This window comes from Actinomadura miaoliensis, from assembly GCF_039536785.1.
In the GTDB taxonomy this organism is placed as follows: Bacteria; Actinomycetota; Actinomycetes; order Streptosporangiales; family Streptosporangiaceae; genus Spirillospora; species Spirillospora miaoliensis.
The window spans coordinates 12,184-36,171 of the sequence record NZ_BAAAZG010000070.1 but is presented as its reverse complement, the minus strand read 5'-3'; the positions used below and the strand labels follow the sequence as shown (position 1 = coordinate 36,171).

The 23,988-nt window shown below is 73.4% G+C and carries 28 protein-coding genes and 1 pseudogene; 15 read left to right on the top strand and 14 right to left on the bottom strand.

Annotated elements, in window-relative coordinates:
* The first annotated feature begins 72 nt into the window (after nt 1-72).
* The 13 genes from ABD811_RS40350 to hypE all read left to right on the top strand — a co-directional run bounded on the left by ABD811_RS40350 (nt 73) and on the right by hypE (nt 10,170).
* A complete protein-coding gene (locus ABD811_RS40350; RefSeq protein WP_344958406.1) occupies nt 73-1,506 on the top strand; it encodes a hypothetical protein in 1,434 nt (477 codons plus the stop codon).
* Nucleotides 1,503-2,051, top strand: coding sequence for a hydrogenase maturation protease (locus ABD811_RS40345; protein ID WP_344958404.1), 549 nt, complete (start codon nt 1,503-1,505; stop codon nt 2,049-2,051). The genes ABD811_RS40350 and ABD811_RS40345 overlap by 4 nt, the downstream gene beginning before the upstream one ends.
* Complete coding sequence (locus ABD811_RS40340) at nt 2,044-2,400, top strand: hydrogenase/urease maturation nickel metallochaperone HypA (RefSeq protein ID WP_344958402.1); 357 nt, start codon at nt 2,044-2,046, stop codon at nt 2,398-2,400. The genes ABD811_RS40345 and ABD811_RS40340 overlap by 8 nt, the downstream gene beginning before the upstream one ends.
* The gene (locus tag ABD811_RS40335) at nt 2,400-2,942 is read left to right on the top strand and encodes a hemerythrin domain-containing protein (RefSeq protein ID WP_344958400.1); all 543 of its coding nucleotides are present in this window, start codon (nt 2,400-2,402) and stop codon (nt 2,940-2,942) included. Before ABD811_RS40340 ends, ABD811_RS40335 begins: the two co-directional genes overlap by 1 nt.
* Nucleotides 2,939-4,000: an NADH-quinone oxidoreductase subunit B family protein gene (locus ABD811_RS40330; RefSeq protein ID WP_344958398.1), complete on the top strand. Its 1,062-nt coding sequence runs from the start codon at nt 2,939-2,941 to the stop codon at nt 3,998-4,000. The genes ABD811_RS40335 and ABD811_RS40330 overlap by 4 nt, the downstream gene beginning before the upstream one ends.
* A gap of 62 nt (nt 4,001-4,062) precedes the next feature.
* Nucleotides 4,063-5,856 (top strand): nickel-dependent hydrogenase large subunit, encoded by a 1,794-nt coding sequence (locus ABD811_RS40325; protein WP_344958396.1) that lies wholly within the window; start codon nt 4,063-4,065, stop codon nt 5,854-5,856.
* Entirely contained in the window at nt 5,849-6,508 is a 660-nt protein-coding gene (locus tag ABD811_RS40320; protein WP_344958394.1) for a NifU family protein, read from the top strand. Before ABD811_RS40325 ends, ABD811_RS40320 begins: the two co-directional genes overlap by 8 nt.
* Nucleotides 6,505-7,134 (top strand): DUF5947 family protein, encoded by a 630-nt coding sequence (locus ABD811_RS40315; RefSeq protein ID WP_344958392.1) that lies wholly within the window; start codon nt 6,505-6,507, stop codon nt 7,132-7,134. The genes ABD811_RS40320 and ABD811_RS40315 overlap by 4 nt, the downstream gene beginning before the upstream one ends.
* A gap of 15 nt (nt 7,135-7,149) precedes the next feature.
* Nucleotides 7,150-7,359 carry a hypothetical protein gene (locus tag ABD811_RS40310; RefSeq protein ID WP_344958390.1) on the top strand — a complete coding sequence of 70 codons (210 nt, stop codon included), beginning with the start codon at nt 7,150-7,152 and terminating at the stop codon, nt 7,357-7,359.
* 60 nt (nt 7,360-7,419) lie between these two features.
* Nucleotides 7,420-7,572 (top strand): DUF6893 family small protein, encoded by a 153-nt coding sequence (locus ABD811_RS40305; RefSeq protein ID WP_344958388.1) that lies wholly within the window; start codon nt 7,420-7,422, stop codon nt 7,570-7,572.
* A 15-nt stretch (nt 7,573-7,587) separates the two neighbouring features.
* Nucleotides 7,588-7,860: a HypC/HybG/HupF family hydrogenase formation chaperone gene (locus ABD811_RS40300; protein ID WP_344958386.1), complete on the top strand. Its 273-nt coding sequence runs from the start codon at nt 7,588-7,590 to the stop codon at nt 7,858-7,860.
* A gap of 88 nt (nt 7,861-7,948) precedes the next feature.
* The gene (gene hypD / locus ABD811_RS40295) at nt 7,949-9,076 is read left to right on the top strand and encodes a hydrogenase formation protein HypD (protein ID WP_344958384.1); all 1,128 of its coding nucleotides are present in this window, start codon (nt 7,949-7,951) and stop codon (nt 9,074-9,076) included.
* Nucleotides 9,073-10,170, top strand: a complete 1,098-nt coding sequence (gene hypE / locus ABD811_RS40290) for a hydrogenase expression/formation protein HypE (protein ID WP_344958382.1) — start codon at nt 9,073-9,075, stop codon at nt 10,168-10,170. Before hypD ends, hypE begins: the two co-directional genes overlap by 4 nt.
* A 24-nt stretch (nt 10,171-10,194) precedes the next feature.
* Here hypE and hypF read toward each other — a convergent pair whose 3' ends face one another.
* From hypF to ABD811_RS40265, 5 genes are read right to left on the bottom strand one after another with little or no spacing between them, the layout of a single operon-like run.
* Nucleotides 10,195-12,492, bottom strand: a complete 2,298-nt coding sequence (gene hypF, locus ABD811_RS40285; protein WP_344958380.1) for a carbamoyltransferase HypF — start codon at nt 12,490-12,492, stop codon at nt 10,195-10,197.
* A complete protein-coding gene (locus ABD811_RS40280; protein WP_344958378.1) occupies nt 12,489-13,154 on the bottom strand; it encodes a D-sedoheptulose-7-phosphate isomerase in 666 nt (221 codons plus the stop codon). The genes hypF and ABD811_RS40280 overlap by 4 nt, the downstream gene beginning before the upstream one ends.
* Nucleotides 13,151-13,378, bottom strand: a complete 228-nt coding sequence (locus tag ABD811_RS40275) for a HypC/HybG/HupF family hydrogenase formation chaperone (protein WP_344958376.1) — start codon at nt 13,376-13,378, stop codon at nt 13,151-13,153. The genes ABD811_RS40280 and ABD811_RS40275 overlap by 4 nt, the downstream gene beginning before the upstream one ends.
* Nucleotides 13,368-13,982 carry a D-sedoheptulose-7-phosphate isomerase gene (locus ABD811_RS40270; RefSeq protein ID WP_344958374.1) on the bottom strand — a complete coding sequence of 205 codons (615 nt, stop codon included), beginning with the start codon at nt 13,980-13,982 and terminating at the stop codon, nt 13,368-13,370. The genes ABD811_RS40275 and ABD811_RS40270 overlap by 11 nt, the downstream gene beginning before the upstream one ends.
* Nucleotides 13,983-14,001: 19 nt before the next feature.
* Nucleotides 14,002-14,382, bottom strand: a complete 381-nt coding sequence (locus tag ABD811_RS40265) for a helix-turn-helix transcriptional regulator (RefSeq protein WP_344958372.1) — start codon at nt 14,380-14,382, stop codon at nt 14,002-14,004.
* 559 nt (nt 14,383-14,941) lie between these two features.
* Here ABD811_RS40265 and ABD811_RS40260 point away from each other — a divergent pair.
* Nucleotides 14,942-15,358 (top strand): Hsp20/alpha crystallin family protein, encoded by a 417-nt coding sequence (locus tag ABD811_RS40260; RefSeq protein WP_344958370.1) that lies wholly within the window; start codon nt 14,942-14,944, stop codon nt 15,356-15,358.
* A 79-nt stretch (nt 15,359-15,437) separates the two neighbouring features.
* The gene (locus ABD811_RS40255) at nt 15,438-15,617 is read left to right on the top strand and encodes a hypothetical protein (protein WP_344958368.1); all 180 of its coding nucleotides are present in this window, start codon (nt 15,438-15,440) and stop codon (nt 15,615-15,617) included.
* Between the two features lie 116 nt (nt 15,618-15,733).
* On the opposite strand, the gene ABD811_RS40250 is transcribed toward ABD811_RS40255, so the two are convergent.
* The 9 genes and pseudogenes from ABD811_RS40250 to ABD811_RS40215 all read right to left on the bottom strand — a co-directional run bounded on the left by ABD811_RS40250 (nt 15,734) and on the right by ABD811_RS40215 (nt 23,983).
* Nucleotides 15,734-16,165, bottom strand: coding sequence for a nuclear transport factor 2 family protein (locus ABD811_RS40250; RefSeq protein ID WP_344958366.1), 432 nt, complete (start codon nt 16,163-16,165; stop codon nt 15,734-15,736).
* Nucleotides 16,162-17,595: a tRNA ligase subunit PheS family protein gene (locus ABD811_RS40245; RefSeq protein WP_344958363.1), complete on the bottom strand. Its 1,434-nt coding sequence runs from the start codon at nt 17,593-17,595 to the stop codon at nt 16,162-16,164. The genes ABD811_RS40250 and ABD811_RS40245 overlap by 4 nt, the downstream gene beginning before the upstream one ends.
* Before the next feature lie 71 nt (nt 17,596-17,666).
* The gene (locus ABD811_RS40240) at nt 17,667-18,128 is read right to left on the bottom strand and encodes a heme oxygenase-like domain-containing protein (RefSeq protein ID WP_344958361.1); all 462 of its coding nucleotides are present in this window, start codon (nt 18,126-18,128) and stop codon (nt 17,667-17,669) included.
* A 262-nt stretch (nt 18,129-18,390) separates the two neighbouring features.
* Nucleotides 18,391-18,783 (bottom strand): annotated as a pseudogene (locus tag ABD811_RS44110) (cupin domain-containing protein); the annotation flags it as partial.
* Complete coding sequence (locus tag ABD811_RS40235; protein WP_344958359.1) at nt 18,780-19,994, bottom strand: aminotransferase class I/II-fold pyridoxal phosphate-dependent enzyme; 1,215 nt, start codon at nt 19,992-19,994, stop codon at nt 18,780-18,782. The pseudogene ABD811_RS44110 and the gene ABD811_RS40235, both read right to left, overlap by 4 nt.
* Nucleotides 19,987-20,547, bottom strand: coding sequence for an EF-hand domain-containing protein (locus ABD811_RS40230; RefSeq protein ID WP_344958357.1), 561 nt, complete (start codon nt 20,545-20,547; stop codon nt 19,987-19,989). The genes ABD811_RS40235 and ABD811_RS40230 overlap by 8 nt, the downstream gene beginning before the upstream one ends.
* Nucleotides 20,548-20,703: 156 nt before the next feature.
* Nucleotides 20,704-21,882 carry an acyl-CoA dehydrogenase family protein gene (locus ABD811_RS40225; protein ID WP_344958356.1) on the bottom strand — a complete coding sequence of 393 codons (1,179 nt, stop codon included), beginning with the start codon at nt 21,880-21,882 and terminating at the stop codon, nt 20,704-20,706.
* Between the two features lie 131 nt (nt 21,883-22,013).
* Nucleotides 22,014-22,529, bottom strand: a complete 516-nt coding sequence (locus ABD811_RS40220; protein ID WP_344958354.1) for a nitroreductase family protein — start codon at nt 22,527-22,529, stop codon at nt 22,014-22,016.
* Between the two features lie 188 nt (nt 22,530-22,717).
* Nucleotides 22,718-23,983 carry an adenylosuccinate synthetase gene (locus ABD811_RS40215; RefSeq protein ID WP_344958352.1) on the bottom strand — a complete coding sequence of 422 codons (1,266 nt, stop codon included), beginning with the start codon at nt 23,981-23,983 and terminating at the stop codon, nt 22,718-22,720.
* Nucleotides 23,984-23,988: the final 5 nt, after the last annotated feature.

Sequence of the window (23,988 nt, the reverse complement as noted above, 5' to 3'; positions counted from 1 at the left end):
CGTCGTTGCTATACCGGAAAAGTCCCCGCCTGCCGTCCGCGGGCGAATTACAGCGCAACGGAGGACGATCGTATGGGGAAGGCCGGCGCCGCCACCGCGGGATTCGAGGCCGCGCGGGCGGTGGCCGACGCGATCCTGTACGAGGGTTATCTGCTGTATCCGTACCGCCGTTCGTCCATCAAGAACCGGGTGCGCTGGCAGTTCGGCGTCCTCACGCCGCGGACGTGGACGCTGGCGCGCGGCCCGGCCGACGCGGGCGTGGCGGGGTCCGCGGAGACCTGGTGGCAGCAGACCGACTGCCTGGTGGAGGCCGCGGGCGACGCCGTCGTCGACTGCCGGATCCGGTTCCTGCAGGTTCAGCACCGGTCGGTGGAACGGCTGCTGCCGGACGGGTCCTACCGGCCCGCCGACGCCATGGACGCGGGTTCGCGGCCGGAACTGAGCTTCGACGAGGCGGTCCCCAGGGAGTTCGACGCCGCCTTCTCCGTCGGCGAGCTGCTCGCCGAGGAGCACCACCTCACGCTGCACGCCGAGGAGGGCGAGGACGTCGAGCCGCTGACCGACGACGCGGGCCGCCCGGTGGGACGCGTGGTGCGCAGGCGGTGGCCGGTGACCGCGCTGCTGGCGGTGTCGGCCGTCCCCTGCCGCACGCGGACCCCGCTGTTCCGCCTCCGGGTGCGCGTGGAGAACGTCAACGACACCTTCCAGGTGGAGGCGGCACGGGACGAGGCGCTGCGCGTGTCGCCGATCGCCTCGCACGTCCTGCTCGCCGTGCGGGACGGCGCGTTCGTCTCGCTTCTGGAGCCTCCGGCGTGGGCGGCGGACGCGGTCCGCACGTGCACCAACCAGCACACCTTCCCGGTCCTGGCGGGCGAGCCCGGCAGGCGTGACGTGGTGCTGTCGTCGCCGATCCTGCTGTACGACCACCCGCGCGTGGCGCCGGAGAGCCCCGGCGACCTGCACGACGCGACCGAGATCGACGAGATCCTCTCGCTGCGCACGCGCACCCTCACCGACGCCGAGAAACGGGAGGCGCGGGCGACCGATCCCCGGGCCGCGCGGATCCTGGACCAGGTCGAGGAGATGCCCCCGGCGGTCCAGTCGCGGCTGCACGGCACGATCCGGTCGCGGCGGCCCGTCCCGCACGCCCACGCCCCGTCCGGCGACATGGCGGCGGGGCGCCCGTCGACGCCGTGGTGGGATCCGGGCGCGGACGACTCGGTCTCCCCGGAGACCGACCGCGTCATGGTGTCCGGCGTGCCGGTGTCCCGGGGCTCCCGGGTGCGGCTGCGGCCGCGCGGCCAGGGCACGGACCCGCAGGACGCGTTCCTGGAGGGCCGGACCGCCGTGGTCGAGGCGGTCCTGCTGGACGTGGACGGCGCCCGCCACCTGGCCGTGACGGTCGAGGACGATCCCGGCGCGGACCTGCACCGCTGGTACGGCCGGTTCCGCTACTTCCGCCCCGACGAGGTCGAGCCGCTGGCCGGCGGGGGGAGGGACGCATGAGCCCCGACCGGCCGCGGCGCGTTCTCGTCGCGGGCATCGGCAACGTGTTCCTCGGCGACGACGGCTTCGGCGTCGAGGTGGTCCGCCGCGTCGACGCCGCGGAGCTGCCCGCCACCGTGGACGTCGCCGACTACGGCATCCGCGGCGTGCATCTGGCCTACGAGCTGCTCGACGGCCGCCACGACACGCTGATCATGGTCGACGCGGTGCCCCTGGACGGCCCGCCCGGCACGCTGGCCGTCCTCGATGTCGGCGACGCCGCGGCGGACGCCGACGGCCTCGGCGCACCGGTCGTCGACGGGCACGGCATGGACCCGCTGACCGTGCTGCGCCTGCTGCGCCACCTCGGCGGCGCCGTGGACCGCGCGCTGGTCGTGGGGTGCCGGCCCGAGACCGTCGACGAGCGCATGGGGCTGTCGCAGCCCGTCGCCGACGCCGTGCCGGAGGCGGTCCGCCTGGTCACGGCGGTGGCCCGCGAGGAGGCGGCCCGCGCGGAGGCGGCGCGGACGGACACGACCGGGGAAGGGGTGCGGGCGGATGCATGAGATGGGCATGTGCGAGGCGATCGTCGAGGCGGCGGTGCGCCGGGCCGGCGGGCGGCGGGTGCGCGGCGTGCGCGTGCGCGTCGGCGGGCACGCCGTCGACCCGGGCGTCGTGGAGCAGGGCTTCCGGATGGCGGCGGCGGGGACGGTCGCGCAGGACGCCGCCCTGGACCTGGTGGTGGTGCCGCTGACGGCGCGCTGCGGCGGCTGCGGCGCCGAGTCGCCGGTCGCCGACGCGGCCTGCCTGGTCGCCTGCCCCCGCTGCGGCGGGGTCGACGTCGAGATCGCCGGGCACGACGACGTCGTGCTGGAGTCGATCACCATGGACGGTCCCGTCCGGGAGGGTGCCTGATGGACGCCATCGACCTGCTCACCCACGACCACCGGATGGTCGAGCAGCTGTTCCGCGACTACCACGCCGCCGCCTCGGAGCGGCAGCGGCGGGCCGTGGTGCAGATCCTGGTGCGCGAGCTGTCCAAGCACGCCGCGGTCGAGGAGCTGCTGTTCTACCCGTTCGCCGGCCGGCTGCTGGACGCGGACGAGGAGATCGACCGCCACCTCCAGGAGCACATGACCGTCAAACGCCTGCTGGCCGAACTGGACCGGCTGCCCGAGGGCGACGAGCGCACCGGCCGGCTGGTGGCGGGCCTGCGCAGGGAGCTCGCCGAGCACATCCGCGAGGAGGAGGGCGACCTCATGCCCAGGGTCCGCGCCCGGGCCGGCGCGGAGGCCCTGCGCACGCTCGGCGAGGACATCCGGCGTGCCAAGGAGCGCGCGCCCACGCGTCCGCACCCGGCCGCCCCCGACCGGCCGCCCGCGCTGGCGCTGGCGGCCCCGGTGGCCGCCGTCTACGACCGTGTCCGCGACCGGATCCAGGGGAGGCCACGCACATGACCCAGGCACAGGAGGCGACCGCCCCCACCCGTGAGGGGTTCGACGAGATCACGATTCTGTGGATCTCCGAGGGGATGAGCTGCGACGGGGACACCGTCTCGATGACCGCCTCGGCCCAGCCCGCGATCGAGGACGTGGTGAACGGCCGCATCCCGGGGCTGCCCAAGGTGAACCTGCACAACAAGGTGCTGTCGCCCGCCGTCGGCGGCGAGCAGTTCCTCGCTCCGTTCCGCGCGGCCGCGCGCGGCGAGCTGGACCCGTTCATCCTCGTCATCGAGGGGTCCATACCGAACGAGAACATCAACGGCGACGGCTACTGGACCTCGTTCGGCAACGACCCCGAGACGGGCGAGCCGATGACCCTCAACCAGTGGATCGACATGCTCGCGCCGCGGGCGTGGGCGGTGGTGGCCGCGGGCACCTGCGCCACCTACGGCGGCATCCACGCCATGGCGGGCAACCCGACCGGCTGCATGGGGCTGGCCGACTACCTCGGGTGGGACTTCCGGTCGGCCGGGGCGCTGCCGATCGTCAACGTCCCCGGCTGCCCCATCCAGCCGGAGAACTTCATGGAGACGCTGACGTGGGTGCTGTACCACGCGGCCGGCTCCGCGCCCCCGCCGCCGCTGGACTCGATGCTGCGGCCGCAGTGGCTGTTCGGCAAGACGGTGCACGAGGGCTGCGACCGCGGCGCGTACTACGAGCAGGCCGACTTCGCCAAGGACTACAACTCCCCCAAGTGCCAGGTGAAGGTGGGCTGCTGGGGGCCGGTCGTCAACTGCAACGTGCCCAAGCGGGGCTGGATGGGCGGCCTGGGCGGCTGCCCGAACGTGGGCGGCATCTGCATCGCCTGCACCATGCCCGGCTTCCCGGACAAGTTCATGCCGTTCATGGACCAGCCGCCGGGCGGCAGCCTCTCCACGATGATGATCAAGCCGTACGGGGCGGCCATCCGCCGCCTGCGCGCGCTCACCAACCGCACGGCGAACAGGGAACCCAAGTGGCACCACAACCGTGACGTGCTCACCAGCGGCTACGACCCGCGCTACCGGCCCTAGCCGGCGGCGCGGACGGCACCGGCGGACGGCACCAGCGGAACGGGACGAAAGGAATCGGGCGGATGACCACGACGGAGCGCAGACCCGCACCCGCCGAACCCGGCCAGCTCGTCGAGATGGCGTGGGACCCGATCACCCGGATCATCGGCAACCTCGGCATCTACACCAAGATCGACTTCGCGAACCGGCAGGTCGTGGAGTGCCACAGCACCTCGTCGCTGTTCCGCGGCTACTCGGTGTTCATGAAGGGCAAGGACCCGCGCGACGCCGGGTTCATCACCAGCCGGATCTGCGGCATCTGCGGGGACAACCACACCACCTGCTCGGTGTACGCGCAGAACATGGCCTACGGCATCCAGAACCCGCCGCTGGCCGAGTGGATCATCAACCTCGGCGAGGCCGCCGAGTACATGTTCGACCACACCCTGTTCCAGGACAACATGGTCTTCGTCGACTTCTGCGAGGCCATGGTCAAGGAGACCAACCCGGGCCTGCTGGCCAGGGCGCGCAGCACCGAGGCGCCGCACGCGGAGCTGCACGGCTACCGGACGATCGCCGACATCATGGAGGCGTTCAATCCGTTCGAGGGCGAGTTCTACCAGGAGGCGCTGCGGGTCAGCCGCGTCACCCGCGAGATGTTCTGCCTCATGGAGGGGCGGCACGTGCACCCCTCGACGGTCTATCCCGGCGGCGTGGGCACGATGCCGGAGCCGACGCTGTTCACCGACTACCTCAGCCGCCTCATCCGCGTCGTCGACTTCGTCAAGCGGTCCGTCACGATGAACGACGACGTCTTCGACTTCTTCTACGAGGCCCTGCCGGGCTACGAGGAGGTCGGCCGCCGCCGGATCCTGCTGGGGTGCTGGGGCGCCTTCCAGAATCCCAACGTCACCGACTACCGCTACGAGACGATGAACCGCTGGGGCAAGGCGATGTTCGTCACCCCGGGCATCGTGGTGGACGGCGCGCTGCTGACCAACGACCTGGTGGACATCAACCTCGGCATGCGCATCCTGCTGGGCAGCTCCTACTACGACGACTGGGTGAACGAGGAGCCGTTCGTCACCCACGACCCGCTCGGCAACCCGGTCGACATGCGGCACCCGTGGAACCAGACCACGCTTCCCGTGCCGCAGAAGCGGAACTTCGAGGACAAGTACAGCTGGGTGATGAGCCCGCGCTGGCTGGACCCGGGCAGCGGGCGGCACCTCGCGCTCGACACCGGCGGCGGTCCCTTCGCCCGGCTGTACGTGACAGCGCTGTCCAATCTCGTCGACACTCCCTACGTCAAGGCGACCGGCTCCAGCGTGCAGATCATGCTGCCCAAGGGCGACAAGCTGCCGGAGCAGACGCTGGAGTGGCGCATCCCGCAGTGGTCCAACACGCTGGAGCGCGACCGGGCCCGGGTCTACTTCGTGGCGTACGCGGCGGCGATGGCGATGCACTTCATCGAGCAGGGGCTGCAGCTGGTCCGCTCGGGCGACACCAGGGTCTTCCAGGACTTCGACGTGCCCGACGAGGCGATCGGCTGCGGCTTCCACGAGGCGGTGCGGGGCGTGCTGTCCCACCACATGGTGATCCGCAACGGCAAGATCGCCAACTACCACCCGTACCCGCCGACACCGTGGAACGCCAGCCCGCGCGACAGCTTCGGCACGCCCGGCCCGTACGAGGACGCCGTCCAGGGCACGCCGATCTTCGAGGAGAACGGGCCGGAGGAGTTCAAGGGCGTCGACATCATGCGGACGGTGCGCAGCTTCGACCCGTGCCTGCCCTGCGGCGTGCACATGTACCTCGGCAAGGGCCGCGAGGTGCGCAAACTGCACTCGCCGATGTTCGGTGCCGCCCATGGTTGAGCCGCACGCCGCCGAACGGGAGCCGCGTCCGCCGGCCGCGGCTCCCGCGGGCGGCGGTCCGCGGCGGCTCGGCGACACGGCGGTCGCCGAGCGCCTGACGCTGCTGGAGCGGCTCCTGGCCCGCCTGGAGCAGACGCCGGGGCCGACCGCCGAGACGGCGCTCGACGCCGTCGCCGTGCTCACCGAGGTGTACGGCGAGGCGCTCGCCCGCGTCATGGACCGCACGGGACCCGAACCGGCCGCCGCGCTCACGGCCGACGAGCTGGTCGGCCACCTGCTCGCCCTGCACGGCCTGCATCCGGCGACCGTCGAGGAGCGGGTGCGGGGGGCGCTGGAGGAGGTGCGGCCCTACCTGCGGTCGCACGGCGGGGACGTCGAGCTGAGCGGTATCGACGGCGATGTGGCCCGGGTGCGCCTGACGGGCGGCTGCGGGTCGTGCGCCTCGTCCGCGCGGACGCTGGAGACGGCCGTCAAGGACGTCGTGCTGGCGGCGGTTCCGGAGCTGTCCGCGGTCGAGCAGGTCCCTTCCGGCCCGGACGACTCAGCCCCGAACGGCTCCGCCGGCGGCGGGCGGGCCGGGGCGCCGGCGGCGTTCGTGCCCGTCGAGGCGCTGCTGCGCACCCGCCGCGCTCCCGGCGAGGGGGCGACATGACGGCCGGTGCGCTCCAGCGGGTCATCAGGCGGGCGGACGGCCTCGGCCGGGAGCCCGGCGAGCGCTGCGACCTGTGCGGCGTCGACATCCCCGACGCGCACGCCCATCTGCTCGACGAACGGCAGGGGAACCTGCTGTGCGCGTGCCGGGCGTGCGGGCTGCTGTTCGAGCGCGAGGCGGCGGGCCGCGGCCACTACCGGCTGGTGCCCGACCGGCGGGTCCGGCTGAGCGGAGTGCCGGCGGCCGAGCTGGGCGTCCCGGTGGGGCTGGCGTTCTTCGTCCGCGGGCCGGACGGCGTCGTCCTCGCGCACTACCCGAGCCCGGCGGGCGCCACCCGATGCGAGGTGGACCCCGCCAGGTGGGAACGGGTCGTCGAGGCGTGCGAGCCGTTGCGGTCGATGCGACCCGCCGTGGAGGCGCTGCTGGTCAACACCGTGCGGGGCGCCGACGAGCAGTGGCTCGTCCCCATCGACGACTGCTACCGGCTGGTGGCCGTCGTCCGCGGCTCCTGGAAGGGACTGTCGGGAGGACGGGAGGTCTGGCCGGAGATCGACCGGTTCTTCGCCGGGCTCGGCGAGCGCGGCGGAGCCCGCGGCGCACACCGCCATCAGGCCGCGGCGAGCTGAGAGGAGGCGACGACGATGGCAGAGATCCGGGTAGGCAAACCGGACGTCAAGCCCGACACCCCCTCGCACACCAAGGGGGTGCACCAGGGCAACAAGAAGGGCGCCCTGAAGAGGCAGATGGGGCACTACCTGGACGGCACCGCCGACGCGCGGCGCTCGACCGGGGTGAACCCCAAGAAGCACCAGCCGATCCTGCCGATCATGCCGAACCTGCCGCCGGGGTGAGGCGGAATGCGGGGGCGAGGCGGGCGCGCGGGCGCCCGCGGACGAGGAGGGAGCAGGGCCATGCGGCGACGCCACGAACGACGGCGACGGGGCGGAAGGGAGACGGGGCGGCGGTGGACGTGGCTGGCCGCCCTGGGCGGCATCGGGCTGCTCGCGCTGCTGTGGAAGGAGTTCCCGGCGATGCGGCGCTACTACAAGATCGAGCGGATGTGAGCGGAGGGGCGGCGGATGTGTCTCGGCATCCCCGGTGAGATCGTCGAGATCCTGCCGGACCGGACCGACCTGGCCCGGGTCGAGGTGGCGGGCGTCCGCCGCGCCATCAACATCGGGCTGCTGGGCGAGGGCGAGGTGCGCCCCGGCGACTGGGTGCTCGTGCACGTCGGCTTCGCCATGTCGAAGATCGACGAGGCCGAGGCGGCGGCGACGCTGGCCCTGCTCGACGGGCTCGGCCAGGCCTACGCCGACGAGGTGGCGGCGCTCACCGAGTCCGACATCACCTGACACCTGAGAACCCGACGGCGCCCGCGGGCGGCCGAGGCCATCCGAGGGCGCCGAGGGTTGCGACTCCGACGACAAGGCGGCTGACGACATGCGGTTCGTCGACGAGTACCGCGACGCGGGCAAGGCACGGGCGGTGGCCGCGCGGATCGCCGCGCTGTGCGAGCCGGGACGGCGGTACAAGTTCATGGAGGTGTGCGGCGGCCACACGCACACCATCTACCGGCACGGCCTGGAGGACCACCTTCCGGAGAACGTCACGCTGGTGCACGGCCCGGGATGCCCGGTCTGCGTGATCCCCATGGGCCGGGTGGACGACGCCATCGCCATCGCCCGGCACCCCGACGTGATCATGACGTCGTTCGGCGACATGATGCGGGTGCCGGGCGGGCGGGGCTCGTTCCTGGACGCCAAGGCCGAGGGCGCCGACATCCGCATGGTGTACTCGCCGCTGGACGCGCTGTCCCTCGCCCGGCGCCATCCCGACCGGCGCGTGGTGTTCCTGGCCGTCGGGTTCGAGACCACGGCGCCGTCCACGGCGATGACCGTGCTGCGCGCGGCCCGCGAGGGCGTGACCAACTTCTCGGTCTTCTGCAACCACGTGACGATCATCCCGGCGATCAAGGCGATCCTGGACTCCCCGGACCTGCGGCTGGACGGCTTCATCGGCCCCGGGCACGTCTCCACGGTCATCGGCTGCCGACCGTACGAGTTCATCGCCCGCGAGCACGGCAAGCCGCTGGTGTGCGCGGGCTTCGAGCCGCTGGACGTGCTGCAGTCGGTCGCCATGCTGCTGGAGCAGCTCGCCGAGGGACGGGCCGAGGTGGAGAACCAGTACGGCCGGGTCGTCCCGTGGAACGGCAATCCCCGCGCGCTGCGCGCGATCGGCGAGGTGATGGAGCCGCGGCCGTACTTCGAGTGGCGCGGCCTGGGCTTCATCTCCCAGTCCGCGCTGCGCGTCCGCGACGCCTACGCCGCGCACGACGCCGAGCGGATCTTCGAGGTGCCGGGCGTGCGGGTGGCCGATCCGAAGGCGTGCCAGTGCGGCGAGGTGCTCAAGGGCGTGCTCAAACCGTGGGAGTGCAAGGTGTTCGGCACCGCGTGCACGCCCGAGACGCCGATCGGCACCTGCATGGTGTCGTCGGAGGGGGCCTGCGCCGCGTACTACAACTTCGGGCGGTTCACGCGGCGGCGCGCGCGGGAGGTGTCCTCCCCATGAGCGAGCCGGGCACGAGCCACCTGTCGCGGGAGCAGCAGGTGCTCGAACGCATCGAGCGTGCGCGGCGGCACCGCCCCCGGGTGCGGGAGAAGAACATCACGCTGGCCCACGGCGCGGGCGGCAAGGCGACGCAGACGCTGGTGGAGGCGCTGTTCCTGGAGCACTTCCGCAACCCGGCGCTGGAGGCGCTGGGCGACGGCGCCGTGCTGGCCGTCGACGGCGGGCGGCTCGCCTTCACCACCGACTCGTTCGTGGTGTCGCCGCTGTTCTTCCCCGGCGGCGACATCGGCGACCTGGCGGTGAACGGGACCGTCAACGACCTGGCGATGTGCGGGGCGCGGCCGCTGTACCTGTCGGCGGGCTTCATCCTGGAGGAGGGGTTCGCCGTCGACGACCTGCGGCGGATCGTCGCGTCGATGGCGGCGGCGGCCGAACGCGCGGGCGTCGCCGTCGTCACCGGCGACACCAAGGTGGTCGAACGCGGCAAGGCGGACGGCTGCTACGTGACCACCGCGGGCGTCGGCGTGCTCGACCGGGACGTGGCGCTGGGCGCCTCGGCGGTGCGGCCCGGCGACGCCGTGCTGGTGTCCGGCCCGATCGGCGAGCACGGTGTCACGATCATGGTCGCGCGGGGGGAGCTGGAGATCGAGGCGGAGCTGGCGTCCGACACGGCCGCGCTGCACGGCGCGGTCGCGGCGCTGCTGGACGCGGTGCCCGGCGGGGTCCGGATGCTGCGCGACGCCACCCGGGGCGGGGTCGCCACGGTCCTCAACGAGGTGGCGCGGGCGGCCGGCGCGGCGATCGTCATGCGGGAGCCGGCGCTGCCGGTGCGGCCGGTGGTGAACGGCGCGTGCGAGCTGCTGGGCATCGACCCGCTGTACGTGGCGTGCGAGGGCCGGTTCGTCGCCGTGGTCGACGGCGACCGCGCCGACACCGCCCTGGACGCGCTGCGGGCGCATCCCCTCGGCGCGGGCGCGGCGCTGGTGGGGCGCGTCGAGGACGAGCCGGCCGGTCTGGTGCTGCTCGAGACGTCCATCGGCGGGACCCGGATCGTCGACATGCTCGTCGGCGACCCGCTGCCGCGCATCTGCTAGCGGCCTGCCCGCTGATCAGGGCGGTCACGGTGGCGCGCGGCGGTCGCGGGCGGCGGCCACGACCGCCTGGCCTAGGGAGATCCCGCCGTCGTTGGGCGGCACGCGGGAGTGGACGAGCACCGCGAACCCCGCCTTCTCCAGGCCGGACACCACCCGGTCGAGCAGCACCAGGTTCTGGAAGACCCCGCCGGACAGGGCGACCGTGCCGAGACCGGTCCGCTGCCGCAGCACGTCGGCCGCGTCGACGACGGCGCGCGCCAGGCCGTTGTGGAAGCGGGCGGCGACGCGCCCGGCGTCGGTCCCCGCCGCCAGGTCGTCGACCACGGCCCGCACCAGGTCGTGGCCGGAGATCACCAGCTCCGGCCGCTCGGCCAGCCCGGCCCGGTAGGCGCCGTGCTCCCCGAGGTACACCCGCTGCTCCAGTTCGACGGCGGCCTGCCCCTCGTAGGTGACCGCGTCGCGCACGCCCGCGAGGGCCGACACCGCGTCGAACAGCCGGCCGGCGCTCGTGGTGAGCGGGGCGTTGGTCCCCGTGCGCGCCATGCCGGTGACCGCCGCCCAGCGGTCGCGGTGCCGCCGGACCACGTCCAGGTCGGGCAGGTCGTCGCCGTAGAGGGCGTCCAGGTAGGCGGCGGCCATGCGCCACGGTTCGCGGACCGCCGCGGCCCCGCCGGGCAGGGGCACGGCCGCCAGGTGCCCGGCCCGCTCGTACTCCGCCAGGTCGGCGACGAGCAGTTCACCGCCCCACAGCACGCCGTCGTCGCCGTAGCCGAGCCCGTCGAACGCCACGCCGATCACCGGGCCGCACGCCCCGTTGTCGGCCAGGCAGGAGGCGACGTGCGCGTGGTGGTGCTGCACCGCGACCGGCTCCGCGCCGGCCTGCTCCAGCGCGTACTTGGTGGACAGGTACTCCGGATGCCGGTCGTGCGCCACCACCTCCGGCCGCACGTCGAACACCCGGCGGAAATGCGCGATGCCCTCGACGTAGGAGCGCAGCGTCTCGTAGTTCTCCAGGTCGCCGATGTGGTGGGACAGGTACGCCCGGTCGCCCTTGGCCACGCAGAAGGTGTTCTTCAGCTCGGCGCCGCAGGCCAGCACCGGCCGCGGGAACCGGCCGCGCACGGTCACCGGCGACGGCGCGTAGCCGCGGGAACGGCGCACCGGAAGCGGCCGCCCGCGGAACACCCGCACCACCGAGTCGTCGGTGCACACGTGGATCGGCCGGTCGTGCAGCAGGAACCCGTCGGCGATCCCCGCCAGCCTCGCCACGGCGTCGTCGTCCCGGTGGGCGATCGGCTCGTCGGACCGGTTGCCGCTCGTCAGCACGACGGGGCGGGCGACCCGCCGCACCAGCAGATGGTGCAGCGGCGTGTACGGCAGCATGACCCCGAGCCGGCGGCTGCCCGGCGCCACCGCGGCGGCGACCCCGGCACCGGCTCGGCGGGGCGCCAGCACGATCGGGGCGCGGGCGCCGGTCAGCAGCCGTTCGGCCTCGGGTTCCAGGTGGACGAGGGCGCGGGCGGCGGCCACGTCGGGCGCCATCACCGCGAACGGCTTGTCCTCGCGGTGTTTGCGGGCGCGCAGGGCCGCCACCGCCTCCTCGTGGCCGGCGAGCGCGGCCAGGTGGTATCCGCCGAGCCCCTTCACCGCCAGGATCCGGCCGCGCAGCAGCCAGCGCGCGGCGGTCTCGACGGGGTCCGCCCGCGTCGCCGTCCGGCCGTCCGGCCCGAGGAGCCGGAGCGCGGGGCCGCACGCCGGGCAGCACACCGGCTGGGCGTGGAACCGGCGGTCGCGCGGGTCGCCGTACTCCTCCGCGCAGTCGCCGCACATGGGGAACGCGGCCATGGTGGTGTTGCCCCGGTCGTACGGCACGTCCGTGACGATCGTGAACCTCGGCCCGCAGTTCGTGCAGTTGGTGAACGCGTAGCGGTGGCGCCGCGCGGACGGGTCGAAGATCTCGCGGACGCATGCGCCGCACGTCGCCGCGTCGGGCGGCACCAGCGCCTGCCGGGCGGCGCCGTCGACGCTGGCCACGATGCGGAACCCGCGCTCCCCGCGCGGTTCGCGCGGCTCGGTGACGACCCGTTCGACCCGTGCCAGGGGCGGCGCCCGCCGCTCCAGGTCGGCCACGAACCGCGCCAGCGCCGAGGGCGCTCCCTCGGCCTCGGCGAACACGCCGGCCGCGTCGTTGCCGACGAAACCCGCGATGCCGTGCTCGCCGGCCAGTTCGTGCACGAACGGCCGGAACCCGACCCCCTGCACGATCCCCTCGACGCGGATCCGGATCCGCGTGCGCGGCACCGGCCCGGCGGCCGAGGTCACAGGTCACCGTCCAGCGCCCGCCGGGTCAGCTCCCAGAGGACCTGGTAGAGGGTGGTCTGGGCCTCCTGGATGCGGTGCACCGACGACGACGGCACGACGAACAGGTGCTCGACGGTCCCGGCCTCGGCCATCGCGCCCCCGTCGTACCCGGCGAAACCGACCGTCACCATGCCGTGCCCGGCGGCCTCGTCGAAGGCGCGCAGCAGGTTGCGCGAGCCGCCGCTGGTCGACAGGCCCAGGGCGATGTCGCCGCGCCGTCCCAGGGCGGCGAGCCGGCGCGCGAAGACGACCTCGAACCCGACGTCGTTCGACAGCGCCGTCAGCGTCGCCACGTCGTGGGGCAGCGAGATCGCGGGCAGCGGCCGCGCGGGCGCCGGCGGGCACACGAACAGCCGCGCGACCGCCTGTGCGTCGGTGCTGCTGCCGCCGTTGCCGAACGTCAGCAGCCTGCCGCCCGCCTCGAACGCCTCCGCCAGCCGGCGCGCGCAACGCAGCAGCGCCGCGCCGTGCCGCTCGGCCAGGGAGCCGCGCAGCTCGGCGATCTCGGCGGCCTTCTCCCTGGCCGAGCGGCCCGCCTCCGCCAGGAGGGCGCCGGCGCGGGCGCCGCCCGAGTACAGGAAGGGGTAGAGCGTCTCCATCCCGGTGTCGTCCGGCACGGTCATGGCGCGTCCTCCACGACGGCGATGGCCTCCTTGGCGTGGACGAGAACGACGTCCCCCGGCCCGGCGTCGACCAGCGCCACGCTGATCTCCTCCGGCCCGGCGTCGGTGTCGACGACGGCGAGGCCGTCGCCCAGCAGCTCGCGGATCCTGACGGGGACGGCGCTGTCGGAACAGGTCACGCAGACCTCGTCGTGGCACCGCGGCCCGTCGGCGTCACCGCTCATCGCCGCGCTCCAGCGCCGCCGGATGCTCCAGGAAGACGTGCACCAGTTCCCAGAGCAGGTGGTACATGGTGACGTGCATCTCCTTCACCACACAGGGGTCGTCGCAGGGGGTCACCAGCGGATGGTCGGCCGCCGCCGCGACGTCTCCCCCGCCGGCGCCGGCCAGCGCGACCGTCAGCATGCCGAGGTCGCGGGCGGCCCGCAGCCCGCGCAACACCTCGGGACACCGGCCGTCCCCCGACAGGCCGAGCGCGATGTCCCGCGGGCCGCCCAGCAGCCGCACCTGCGCGGCGAACACCGCGCCCAGCCCCTCGGCCGCCGCGATCCCCGTCAGGGCGGCGGCGTCGTCGGTCAGCGACACCGCGGGCAGCGCCCGTTTGCCCACGATGACCGGATGGACGAACTCCACGGCGATGTGCTGGGCGTCGGTCGACGCGCCGCCGCTCCCGAACACGATCAGCTTGCCGCCGTCGCGGAAGCGTCCTGCCATGTCCCGGCACGCGCGCGCCACGTTGTCGGCCTGCTCGGCCAGCGCCCGGCCGGGTTCGGCCCGGCGCTCGAACGGGGCCCGGACCGCGGACGCCACCGGCCGTCCCTCGGCCATTCGCATGCTCCCTTCCCGCTCACGAGACCGTGTACGACCCGCGCCGCCCGTTAGGCGACCCGGACGGCGCCCGGTCCGCCCTGCTCCACCGGAGCAGGCAGGAGTCGAGCACCTCGCGCAGCCGCGCCAGACGGGCCATCCACGCCTCCAGGTCGGCGTGCCCCTCACGGGTCAGCTCGTAGCGGCGACGGGCGGGCCCCGCGTCGGAGGTGACCCAGGTGGACACCACCAGCCGTTCACGCTCCAGGTTGCGCAGCACCCGGTAGGCGTGACCGGGCTCCACCCCGGACACGCCCAGGCAGCCGAGCCGGTCGATGAGCTCGTAGCCGTGCCCCGGCTGCTCGCAGATCAGCAGCAGCAGGAAGGGGTGGAGCAGACCACGCGTCTCGCTGCCGTCCACCACCGCTCTCCTCCCCCTGCCACCTCGCCGGCCCCGGGTCGCTGACGCTTTACCCCCCGTCCAGGGCCGCTATCTCAGCGTCATCCCTTTTTTCGGTGCAGGTGGCGAAGTACCGCATACGCGAAATTCGGCAAAGAGTGCCTCCACTTCCCGTAAAAACGCCCGCCGCCCCCTGGTGCCGGATCACCGGCCGCGCGATATTGGATACAGGCCTGTGAGACGAGCGAGGGAGCTGGACCAGAGGTTCTCTGAAGGAGAAATCCAACGGAGAGTCAATGGAAAGGCTGAGAGGCCGTAACCACGTCAAGTGGTGCGGCGACCCCTTGAACCTGAACCGGACAATGCCGGCGCAGGGAGAGCGCCTCACAGGTCTTCTGATGTGCGCAGGCGTACGCGCCCCCACGGCGAGCGATCTGACGGCCGCCCCGGCCGGAGTGACGGCCTCCTCGATGACTGACGACCGGCGCGGAGGGCACCCCCTCCGGTACCAGGAGCGGCCGCCCCGCGGACCGGCCGCCGCCGGGGGCGATCGCGGAAAACCTCTGCCGAAGGAGGCGTCATGGGTGCACTCGAGCACAGGGAACCGCGCAGCCTGTTCCCCGAGCTGTTCGACTGGATGGAGTCGCCGTTCGCGATGTTGCGTGCGGGCATGGGGCAGACCATGCGGGTCGAGGACTACATCGACGGCGACGACTACGTCATCCGGTGCGAGCTGCCCGGCATCGACCCCGACAGGGACGTGGAGATCACGGCCGAGAGCGGCATGCTGCGCGTCCACGCCGAACGTCACGAGGAGAAGAAGGAGGCGCACCGGTCGGAGTTCCGCTACGGAACCTTCACGCGCTCCTTCACCCTGCCGGCGGACACCGACACCGAGGCCATCAAGGCGTCCTACGACCAGGGCATCCTCACCGTCCGCGTGCCGCTGCCCAAGGCCGCCGAGCACGAGGCCAAGCGGATCGCGATCCAGAAGTGACCGCGCTGCCGCCCGCCCCCCGGACGGGAGCCACCGGAGGGGCATCACGGCCAGATGCCCCTCCGCGTCCGGCGGCACGATGCCGAACCTTCGCGCCGGTGACACGGCGGCCGGGGTTCTCCTGGTCGCCTGCGCCGGCGCGCTGCGTCTGCCCCACTACGGCCGGTGGGCCGCGGCCATCGGCATCACCGTCCTGGCCGTCACCGTGATCGCGGTCATGGTCTCCGCCATCCGCGGCGGCCGGAGACGACGCCGCTGAAGAGCGGGGCCGCCGTGCTCCGCAACGGAGCCGACGCGGCCCCGATCGTCACGACGGTGGCCTGTTCGCCGCGCGGCCGGCGCCGGGCCGGCACGGTGCGCACCGGCCGGCCCCGGTCATCGCGCCCGGCCGGTGGACGAGGCGGGACGCCACGAACTGCCCTCGCCCTTCTCGGCCTCGAAGGCGGGGCGGGCGGTGACGGTGTCGTAGATGATGTGAAGCGTTGTGATCTTGCCGTCGTCGGCCAGTTCGAGGACGTCGACGCATTCGAAGTCGGCCGGCTGCCCCGAGGGCAGCCGCCAGTCGAACTGGAACCAGACGGTGACGATCCGCCCGCCGTCCGGTTTGGCGCCCTCGGCCACGCCCAGCAGATGGAACTTGGCACGGCTGGTGTCGGCGAAGAGCTCGGGATAGAACTCGGTGGCCGGAATGGGACCGTACAGCGGAGAATGCACCGTCGCGCCGGGGCTGAACAACGCCAGGACTCCTTGCAGGTCGGCGCGCGTCAACGCGTCCCGGTAGGTGCCGGCGAGCTCGATCGGGGTCATTTCCTGGTCGTCCTTTCCCTGCGTTCCAGCGCGTCGAGGTCGAGTGTGAGAGCCACCGCCGTCGCGGGCAGGCCGAGGCGGCGCAGGACCGTGGGTTCGAGTTCGCCCGCCTCGCCCACCGGTGTCCGGCCGGCGACGACGCGGACCCAGGGGCGGTCGCCGCGCCACGGCCAGGAACCACGGGAACGACCGGGCTGCGGCCGGAGGGGGACGGCCCACTGCCGGGCCACGTCGCGGATGACCGGGACCATGGCCTGCCAGTCCCGCGCCTCCGTCACGGCAGCCGCGAGCTGGTACGGCTGGGGAGGGATGGCCGAGCACACGGCCTCGACCTGCTCGGGGCGAGGCCGGGTACCTGTGGGCGGCGGCGTGAGCGGCTGGAGCCCACCGGACGGCAGCGAGAAGACCCTCCCCTGTTCGAACACCCTGAGCTCGCCGGAGGCGTGCCGCGCCCGGGTTCGCACGGCGGCGAGCAGTCCGGGAAGCAGCGCGGTGCGCAGCGCGGACGGCTGTCCGTCGAGCGGGTTGGCGACATGGAGCGCGGCCCGCCGCGGGTCGTCTCCGCCCAGCCCGAGTGCGTCCCATACGGCCTGATCCAGGAAGGGGCCGGTGTGCAGCTCCGTCCAGCCGGCGGCCGTCAGCGCGTGGGCTGTGGCCTGCCGCCTGGTGAACGGCGAAACCGCCTCGGCGGCACGGCGTGGCACGTTGGGGACGCGCAGGCCCGGGTGGGGCCGGTCGTGTCCGATGACGTCTCGGATGTCGCTCAAGCCGTGACGGAGCATGAGGGTGCGTTCGATGCCGACGCCGAAGGCGAAGCCCGCGTGGCGGAGCGGGTCGACCCCGCACGTGGCCAGCACGCGGGGATGGACCATGCCGCAGCCGCCCCACTCGACCCAGCCGTCGTCGCACAGCCCGCACCCGCCGCCCCGGCACGCCGGGCAGCACACGTCCACCTCGGCCGACGGGTCGGTGTAGGCGAACGAGTGCGGACGTAACCGAACGGGTGTGCGCTCGCCGAACATGGCCACGGCGAACCGCGCGAGTGTGGCGCGCAGGTCGCCCATGGTCAGGTTCTCGGCCACGGCCAGCCCCTCGGCCTGGTGGAAGACGGGGCTGTGCGTGGCGTCCAGCGGATCGGGGCGGAAGACACGCCCGGCGGTGACCATGCGCAGGGGGACGGGGCGGCGGAGCATCTCCCGAACCTGCACCGGCGAGGTGTGCCCCCGGAGCACCAGCCCCGAGCCGCCACCGGGGCGCGCGATGTGGAAGGCCTTGTTGGCGGCACGGCTGGGGTGGTCGGCGCCCATGTTCAGCGCGTCGTAGACGAACCATTCCGCCTCCAGTTCGGGCCCGTCGGCGAACCGGTACCCCTCGGCCGCGAACAGGTCGACGATCTCTTCGGCCAGCGCCGCGACCGGATCACGCCCCACCTCCGGACCACCTCCCGTTCTGTGTGCGGGCATGAGCACCGGCCGCCACCGTGGCCGGCGCCGGCGTGTGGTCAGCGGCCTTCGCGGATCCACGCCGCGATGCGTTCGTGGATCAGGTCCATCTGACTCCAGGCCCGGCGGCAGGTCGCCCGCAGGCGGGGGAACTCCGACGGGGGCAGCGCCGCCAGCCGGTGCCGGCCGATCCTGCTGTGGTCGTCGTCCGCCGCGGCGTGCAGGGTGAAGAAGTCGTCCGCCGCGTTCGGGGCGTGGATGCCGGCGGCGGCCTCTCCGAAGATCCGGCCGCTGGTCTCGACGACCATGTGCACCAGGACGACCTTCTGCGCCTCGTCCAGCTGGAACATCTGCGCCACGAACCAGGTGCAGGCGGCTTCCAGAACCGGGTCGTCGACCTCGGCGGTGACACCGTGGGCGTCGCGCAGCATCCGGTCGTGGCCGTACTCCTCGCCCAGGTGCTCCTCGTAGTCGCGCTCGAGGAGCGGGTCCACGCATACGGCCTGGCGGGCGTACAGCATGCGCTGGAAGTGGGACGACCACACGTACAGCGCGGCGACGAAGCGTGCGCGCGCCTGCGGGTCGTCGCGCAGCCGGCCACTGCGCAGCAGGGTGAACAGGGAGTTGCGGGTGTGCCGTCCGGCCAGTTCGTCGTTGAGGCGTTCGAGGTCGGCGAGGGGGCCGCCCTGGGCGAGCGCGGCGCCGTCGGCCGCCCCGGCGGCGGCCGGGTCGAAGGAGACGCGGGGGGGCGCCTTCGTCCTCGTACAGGCCCGAGCCCTCGAACTGGACGGAGAGGCCGTGGAACTCCTCCCCCGGACCGGTGCGGAACCCGTGGAGGCGGCCCGGCGGCACGCACACCACGTCGCCTTCGGTGAGCGGCCGTTCGCCGTCGCCGAGGAGGCGGACGGTGCCCCGGCAGACCAGGATCATCGAACTCGTCGGGTGGCTGTGCACCGCCAGCTCCTCGCCGTCGCGCAGCCGCACCCAGGCGAAGGACGGGCGCCCGGCGTCGGGCAGGAACGCCGACAGGGCGGGGTGGCGGCGGAAGTCGCGCTGCTGCCCGAGTTCGTGCGTCCGGCCGCCGACCGTGACGGAGGTGATCGCCCGGATGTCGGCGCGGTGCACGGTGGTGACGGCCGTCAGGGCGCCGGGCGCCGCCGTCGCCGGTGTGGTCATGGGAGTCCTCGTCTTTCGGTGGTGCGTCGTCCGGCCTCGGTGAGGACGGCGAGCAGCCGGTCGTTGACGGCCGGGGAGCCGACCGAGACGCGCAGGTGGCCGCGCCATCCCATGGGGTCGGGCAGGGTGGCCAGGCCCGCGGCGCGCAGCCGGGCGGCGACCTCGGAGGCGGGGCGTTCGGTGCGGACGGTGACGAACCCGGCCGCGGAGCCGACGCGGCCCAGCCCGGGGCAGCGCCGCAGCCCCGCGGCCAGCCGGTCGCGTTCGGCGACGAACAGGTCGATGGCGCGGCGGAGGCCGACCGGGTCGGCGAGGGCCGCCTCGGCCTCGGCGACGACCGGGGCGGGGAGCGTGAACGGCAGGCGGGCCCGCCGCAGCGCCGTCACGATCGCCGGGTGCGCCAGCACCGCGCCCAGCCGCAGTGCCGCCAGGCCGAGCGCCTTGGACATCGACCGGACGACGACCAGGTTCGGGCGGCCGGGGACGAGATGGCGGTGCGAGGGACGACCGGCGTACTCCACGTAGGCCTCGTCCACGACCACCAGGCCGTCGTAGGCGTCCAGCAGCCGCTCGAGCTCGCCGGGGCGTAACGACGTCCCCACCGGGTTGCCGGGGTCGCAGAGGAAGATCCCGGCCGCGCCGGACGAGGCCAGCGCCGCGACGTCGAGCCGGTCGTGCGCGGTGCCGGTGAGCGGTACGGCCAGGCACCCGATCTCGTGCACGGCCGCCAGCTCGTCGAACAGCGCGAAGGACGGCGGGGTGACCGCCACGGTGTCGGCGCGCGGTTCGAAGAAGGTGCGGAACAGCAGGTCCAGGGCGTCGCCCGCGCCGCGGGTCGGCAGGATCGTCTCGGGGCCCCAGCGCCAGCGGGTCCGCTCCGGCCGCTCGGCGGCGGCCCGCGGGCCGGCGCCCTCCAGGACGTCCAGGGCGGCGGCGTACAGCTCGACCAGCGTGCGGTGGGTGTTGTCGGGGTAGTGCCGGTGCGGACCGGCGAAGGGGTTCTCGTTGTCCCTGAGGTTCACCAGGCCCTCGTCCTCGGGGCGGGACTCGAACAGGAACGACGGCCGCAGCGACCTGATCGCCCGCCGGGGCGGCCGCACCCCCGTCCCGGGCGCGGGCCGCTCCGCCGGAACGGGGCGGCGCGCGCGAGCCGGGACGGGGGTGCCGAGACCGGTCGGCCCCGCCGGCACCGATCGGGCCGGATCAGGCATCGGACGCCGGTCGGGTCAGGACGTGGACGGGGACGTCGGTGCGCTCCGACCGGTAGTAGTCCATGATCGTCGAGGTCCACCGGCCGACCGGGACGCGGCCGTCGCCCGCCTCGTCCAGCGTCTCGAACAGCGTCGCGCTGTTGGACCGCGCGAACCCGAGCGCGGTCATGCAGGCGAGGAAGTCGTCCCGTTCGATGTACCCGTCGTCGTCGCGGTCGGCCAGCGCGGCGAGCGACGCGGCGTAGTCGGCGGCGGTCCGTTCGGCGTCGCCGGGGTCGCCCAGCCCGGCGATGTACTCGTCGAGGCTGACCCGGCCGTCCCGGTCGGCGTCCAGCGCGGCCCGCAGGCCCGACCAGAAGCGGCGGTGCCCGGCCAGCACCGCCTGTCCCTTCGCCGACCCCTCCGGCTCGCCCATCGCGCCGAGCACCTCGGCCGCGAGCCGGTCGAAGTCCTTCTCCTCCAGGTAGCCGTTGCCGTCGGTGTCGAGGATCCGGAACCGGAGCCGCAGCCGTTCCAGCACGGCGGGAGCGACCTTGGCGGACTCGTCAGGCATGAACACACCCCCTGATCACTTTGCGTGATCATTAACCTACCTGACGTGACCATTGCCGGGAAGCATCGCGGAGGCCGCGGGCGCCACTATGACCACTTTCGGTCACAATAAGATCACATTGAGTGTCTCCGGCCGCTGGCGCGCGTCATCGGGTGGTCACCGCGGGTCCTGCAGGTCGAGGAAGACCCACCGGGCGCCGGGGGCGAGGCCGGCGAGCCACTTGCCGCAGTTCTGCAGGACCACCGGGCCCGAGGTGACGTGCTGGGTGCCCGCGTGCAGGTCACGGAAGAAGCGCTGCAGGGCGCCACGGCGCAGCGCGGCGGTCGCCGCCCACTTGTACACCGTCTGCCCCACCGCGTGCACCGACCAGGTGGTGTGGTTGAGCATCAGCCGGGTCAGCGTCTCCTGCTCGGTCGTCAGGTGCCCGCCGCGGTCGAGGGTCGCCTCGTTGTCCGCCCATACCTGCATGGCGAACGCGTGGGCGGCCCGCAGTTTCGCCTCGGCCTCGGCGTACTCCGCGTAGAACTGCTGGGTGTCCACCGACGCTCCCGGCGCGCCGGACTTCCTGGCCGCCAGCGCCCGCATCTCGTCCAGCATCCGCCTGCCGACGCCAAGCGCCCACCCGGTGTGGCAGATGCCCGACATGTTGGCCAGGCCCATCCGGTAGACGGCGCCGCCGTTGCGCGGGTCCATCGTGGCGATCGGGTAGACGTAGGCGTCCGGCACGAAGACGTCCTCGCACACGTAGTCGATGCTGCAGGTGGCGCGCAGTCCCATCACGTCCCAGTTGTCCACCAGGGTCGCCTGCTCGACGGGGAACGTGAAGACCAGCGCCTCGCCGGTCTCCTCGGCCAGCGCGGCGGTGTGGATGTGGCTGGCCATGGAGATGCCGGAGGCGAAGTGCCAGTGCCCGCTGATCCGGTACCCGCCGTCGGCCCTGACCGCCCTGCCCAGCTTGGTGCCCTGCCCGGCGATGAGCGCGTGCCGCCCGTCGCGCACGTCCGGGAAGAGCTCGCCGGCCGCCTCCGGGCCGAGATAGGCCGCGGTGGTCCCGGTGACCATCTGCAGAGCCATGAACGCCCATCCGGCCGAGGCCTCGGCGTAGGAGATCCTCGCGATGGTCTCGATCACCTGGCGGGGCGAGAACTCGTAGCCGCCCAGTTCCCGCGGGATGCCGACGCGGAACGCACCGGTCTCGCGCAGGGCCTCGGCCGACTCGTCGGTGAGGCGGCCGAGTTCCTCGCTCTTGTCGGCGTTGTCCTGCAGCACATCCGAGATGGCGTCCAGCCGCGCCATCAGGGCGTCGAACTCATCGCTGACGTGTAGCTCTCCCATGACAGTCAGTCCCGCACAAAGGGCGCGACTCCGTCAACGACCATTCGCGGAGTTCACAGAGTCGATATGGAAGATCACGCCGGGTCCCCCGAATTCCCGAGGCGGCGACGGAACCGCGATGGGCGGCCGGGCTACCAGCGGTCGACGTGGACGACGTCGTCGAACGGTCTGCGGTCGGGGCGGCTGATGGGCTTGAGCGGGCGGTCCGCTGGGTAGCCGAGGCCGACCAGGTGGGCGCAGAACCGGTCGTCGGGAAGCCCCATCAGTTCACGTGCCAGGTCCTGGTCGGCCACCGCGGCGTGTCCGCTGCCGATGCCGAGGTCCGCGGCGGCCAGCATCATCGCCATCACGGCCTGCCCCAGGTCGAAGTGGAGGCGCTCGCTCTCGGCGGAGTCCCGCGGGGTCCGCGCCACGACGGCGACGGTGGCCGCCGAGTCGGCGACATGGCCCGCTCCCCGCCACACCCTGGCCAGTTCCTGGAGCCGCTCGCGTCCGGTGACCAGCACGAAGTCCCACGGCTGCCAATTGCGGGACGACGGACTGCGGCGGCCCGCCTCAAGGATCCGATCGAGATGTCCGCGCGGCAACTCCCGGTCTTCGTAAGCCCGGACGTTGCGGCGCGACGTGATCGCTTCCCACGTCTCCACACGGCCCGCCTACCCTCGCCGATACCGGCGAAACCCGATCAACTGTCGCCCCGGCCAGGACGACTACGCGCCGTTCAATAACGCATTTCACCTCTTTTCGAAGATTTTCGAGTCGACGTACGAGAGCGGTTATGCCAGGGTCCATCCGGGACGATCACGCCGCGGTGCCCGGCCGTGGCGAGTCGCGGTCAGCCCGGGACGGCGGTGGGCGCCGGGAGGGTCGTCTCCTTGTCGGCGGCGGTGGGGCCGTAGGAACGCAGCACCACGGGTGCCGACAGGGTCTCCTCGATGGTCGCCACGGGGTCGGTGAGGGACGCGTAGACGGGACGCGCGGTCAGCAGGCGTCCGGTGAGCGCGGCTTGGCGGTGGAGGTCGCCCGCCGGGCGCGCCGGCAGCCGGTCCACGCGTCGCCGCCCGATGTCGTACGCGCGGCAGTACAGCAGGTCGGGGCGGGTGCGGGCGACGTCCAGGTGGGTGACGGCGAGCGCGTCGACTCCGCCCGCCACGTCGCGGGCGTACCGGAGGGCCACCGCGTCCAGGTGTCCGACGCGGAAGGCGCCCTGCCAGCGGCCCGTGCCGTTGTGCGGGTCGGGCAGTTCGGCCGTCAGCACGGGATCCTCGGTGACGAACGGGCCGGGGCCGTGCCGCGTCGCGTAGGCCCGCAGCACTCCGAGGCGGACGGCGTCCTGGCCGCCGGCCTCGGCGAGCAGCGTCTCGGCGTTGGCGAACGTCGTCGTCGACCAGGTGGTGTACGGGTGGAAGCCGTGCCACTCGTCCAGCAGCACCCCTTGGGCGCCCTCGAACACGACGTTCCCGGTGCGCAGCAGCCGGTGCAGGTGCTCGCCTCCGACGACGCGGACGCGTTCGCCGAACGCGGTGAAGGCGTCCACGCAGTCCGCGACGTCGGGGACCGGCTCACCGCCGGGGAACCGGGCGCGGTACCAGTCGCGCACCGCGGCCAGGCGCCGGCGCAGCCGTGCGGGCGACAGGCAGTCCCCCGCGCGGGGGGCGTCGGCGTGGGACAGGGCGTACGCGGCGGTCTCGCCGATGCCCATGCCGCAGGAGCCGTGCCGGGTCGCCCCCCGGGCGGTCTCCCGCGCCCGGTTGGCGGCCCGGTGGTAGGGGGTGGTCAGCAGCGCGTCGCGGTCGACGGTCAGCCGGTCGAGCGCGTCCGGGACCCCCAGCGCGCGCAGGTGCGCCGCCTCGGCGGCCAGCGCCAGGGGGTCCACGAGCATGAACCGCGACAGGTGCGTCCGCACTCCCGGCGTGAAGGTCCCCGAGCCGAACTGGGCGAAGGTGTGGTGCCGCCCGTCCGGGGCGACGACGTTGTGCGCCGCCTGCGCGCCCCCGTTGAACCGCACCACCGCGTGGACCGGCTCTGGCCCCCGTGCGCAGAGCCAGTCCACGACGGTGCCCTTGCCCGCGTCGCCGAATCCGAGGTCGACCACGATCACGTGCC

Bases quoted from the DNA above. Each gene is read 5' to 3' on its own strand.
- ABD811_RS40260 (WP_344958370.1), top strand. From the start codon at position 14,942: ATGGGTGCACTCGAGCACAGGGAACCGCGCAGCCTGTTCCCCGAGCTG.
- ABD811_RS40350 (WP_344958406.1), top strand. From the start codon at position 73: ATGGGGAAGGCCGGCGCCGCCACCGCGGGATTCGAGGCCGCGCGGGCG.
- ABD811_RS40340 (WP_344958402.1), top strand. From the start codon at position 2,044: ATGCATGAGATGGGCATGTGCGAGGCGATCGTCGAGGCGGCGGTGCGC.
- ABD811_RS40310 (WP_344958390.1), top strand. From the start codon at position 7,150: ATGGCAGAGATCCGGGTAGGCAAACCGGACGTCAAGCCCGACACCCCC.
- ABD811_RS40330 (WP_344958398.1), top strand. From the start codon at position 2,939: ATGACCCAGGCACAGGAGGCGACCGCCCCCACCCGTGAGGGGTTCGAC.
- ABD811_RS40275 (WP_344958376.1), bottom strand. From the start codon at position 13,378: ATGAGCGGTGACGCCGACGGGCCGCGGTGCCACGACGAGGTCTGCGTG.
- ABD811_RS40230 (WP_344958357.1), bottom strand. From the start codon at position 20,547: ATGCCTGACGAGTCCGCCAAGGTCGCTCCCGCCGTGCTGGAACGGCTG.
- ABD811_RS40320 (WP_344958394.1), top strand. From the start codon at position 5,849: ATGGTTGAGCCGCACGCCGCCGAACGGGAGCCGCGTCCGCCGGCCGCG.
- ABD811_RS40250 (WP_344958366.1), bottom strand. From the start codon at position 16,165: ATGACCCCGATCGAGCTCGCCGGCACCTACCGGGACGCGTTGACGCGC.
- ABD811_RS40255 (WP_344958368.1), top strand. From the start codon at position 15,438: ATGCCGAACCTTCGCGCCGGTGACACGGCGGCCGGGGTTCTCCTGGTC.
- hypD (WP_344958384.1), top strand. From the start codon at position 7,949: ATGCGGTTCGTCGACGAGTACCGCGACGCGGGCAAGGCACGGGCGGTG.
- ABD811_RS40305 (WP_344958388.1), top strand. From the start codon at position 7,420: ATGCGGCGACGCCACGAACGACGGCGACGGGGCGGAAGGGAGACGGGG.
- ABD811_RS40335 (WP_344958400.1), top strand. From the start codon at position 2,400: ATGGACGCCATCGACCTGCTCACCCACGACCACCGGATGGTCGAGCAG.
- ABD811_RS40225 (WP_344958356.1), bottom strand. From the start codon at position 21,882: ATGGGAGAGCTACACGTCAGCGATGAGTTCGACGCCCTGATGGCGCGG.
- ABD811_RS40280 (WP_344958378.1), bottom strand. From the start codon at position 13,154: ATGACCGTGCCGGACGACACCGGGATGGAGACGCTCTACCCCTTCCTG.
- ABD811_RS40270 (WP_344958374.1), bottom strand. From the start codon at position 13,982: ATGGCCGAGGGACGGCCGGTGGCGTCCGCGGTCCGGGCCCCGTTCGAG.
- ABD811_RS40240 (WP_344958361.1), bottom strand. From the start codon at position 18,128: ATGCTGTACGCCCGCCAGGCCGTATGCGTGGACCCGCTCCTCGAGCGC.
- ABD811_RS40235 (WP_344958359.1), bottom strand. From the start codon at position 19,994: ATGCCTGATCCGGCCCGATCGGTGCCGGCGGGGCCGACCGGTCTCGGC.
- ABD811_RS40325 (WP_344958396.1), top strand. From the start codon at position 4,063: ATGACCACGACGGAGCGCAGACCCGCACCCGCCGAACCCGGCCAGCTC.
- ABD811_RS40345 (WP_344958404.1), top strand. From the start codon at position 1,503: ATGAGCCCCGACCGGCCGCGGCGCGTTCTCGTCGCGGGCATCGGCAAC.
- ABD811_RS40315 (WP_344958392.1), top strand. From the start codon at position 6,505: ATGACGGCCGGTGCGCTCCAGCGGGTCATCAGGCGGGCGGACGGCCTC.
- ABD811_RS40300 (WP_344958386.1), top strand. From the start codon at position 7,588: ATGTGTCTCGGCATCCCCGGTGAGATCGTCGAGATCCTGCCGGACCGG.
- hypE (WP_344958382.1), top strand. From the start codon at position 9,073: ATGAGCGAGCCGGGCACGAGCCACCTGTCGCGGGAGCAGCAGGTGCTC.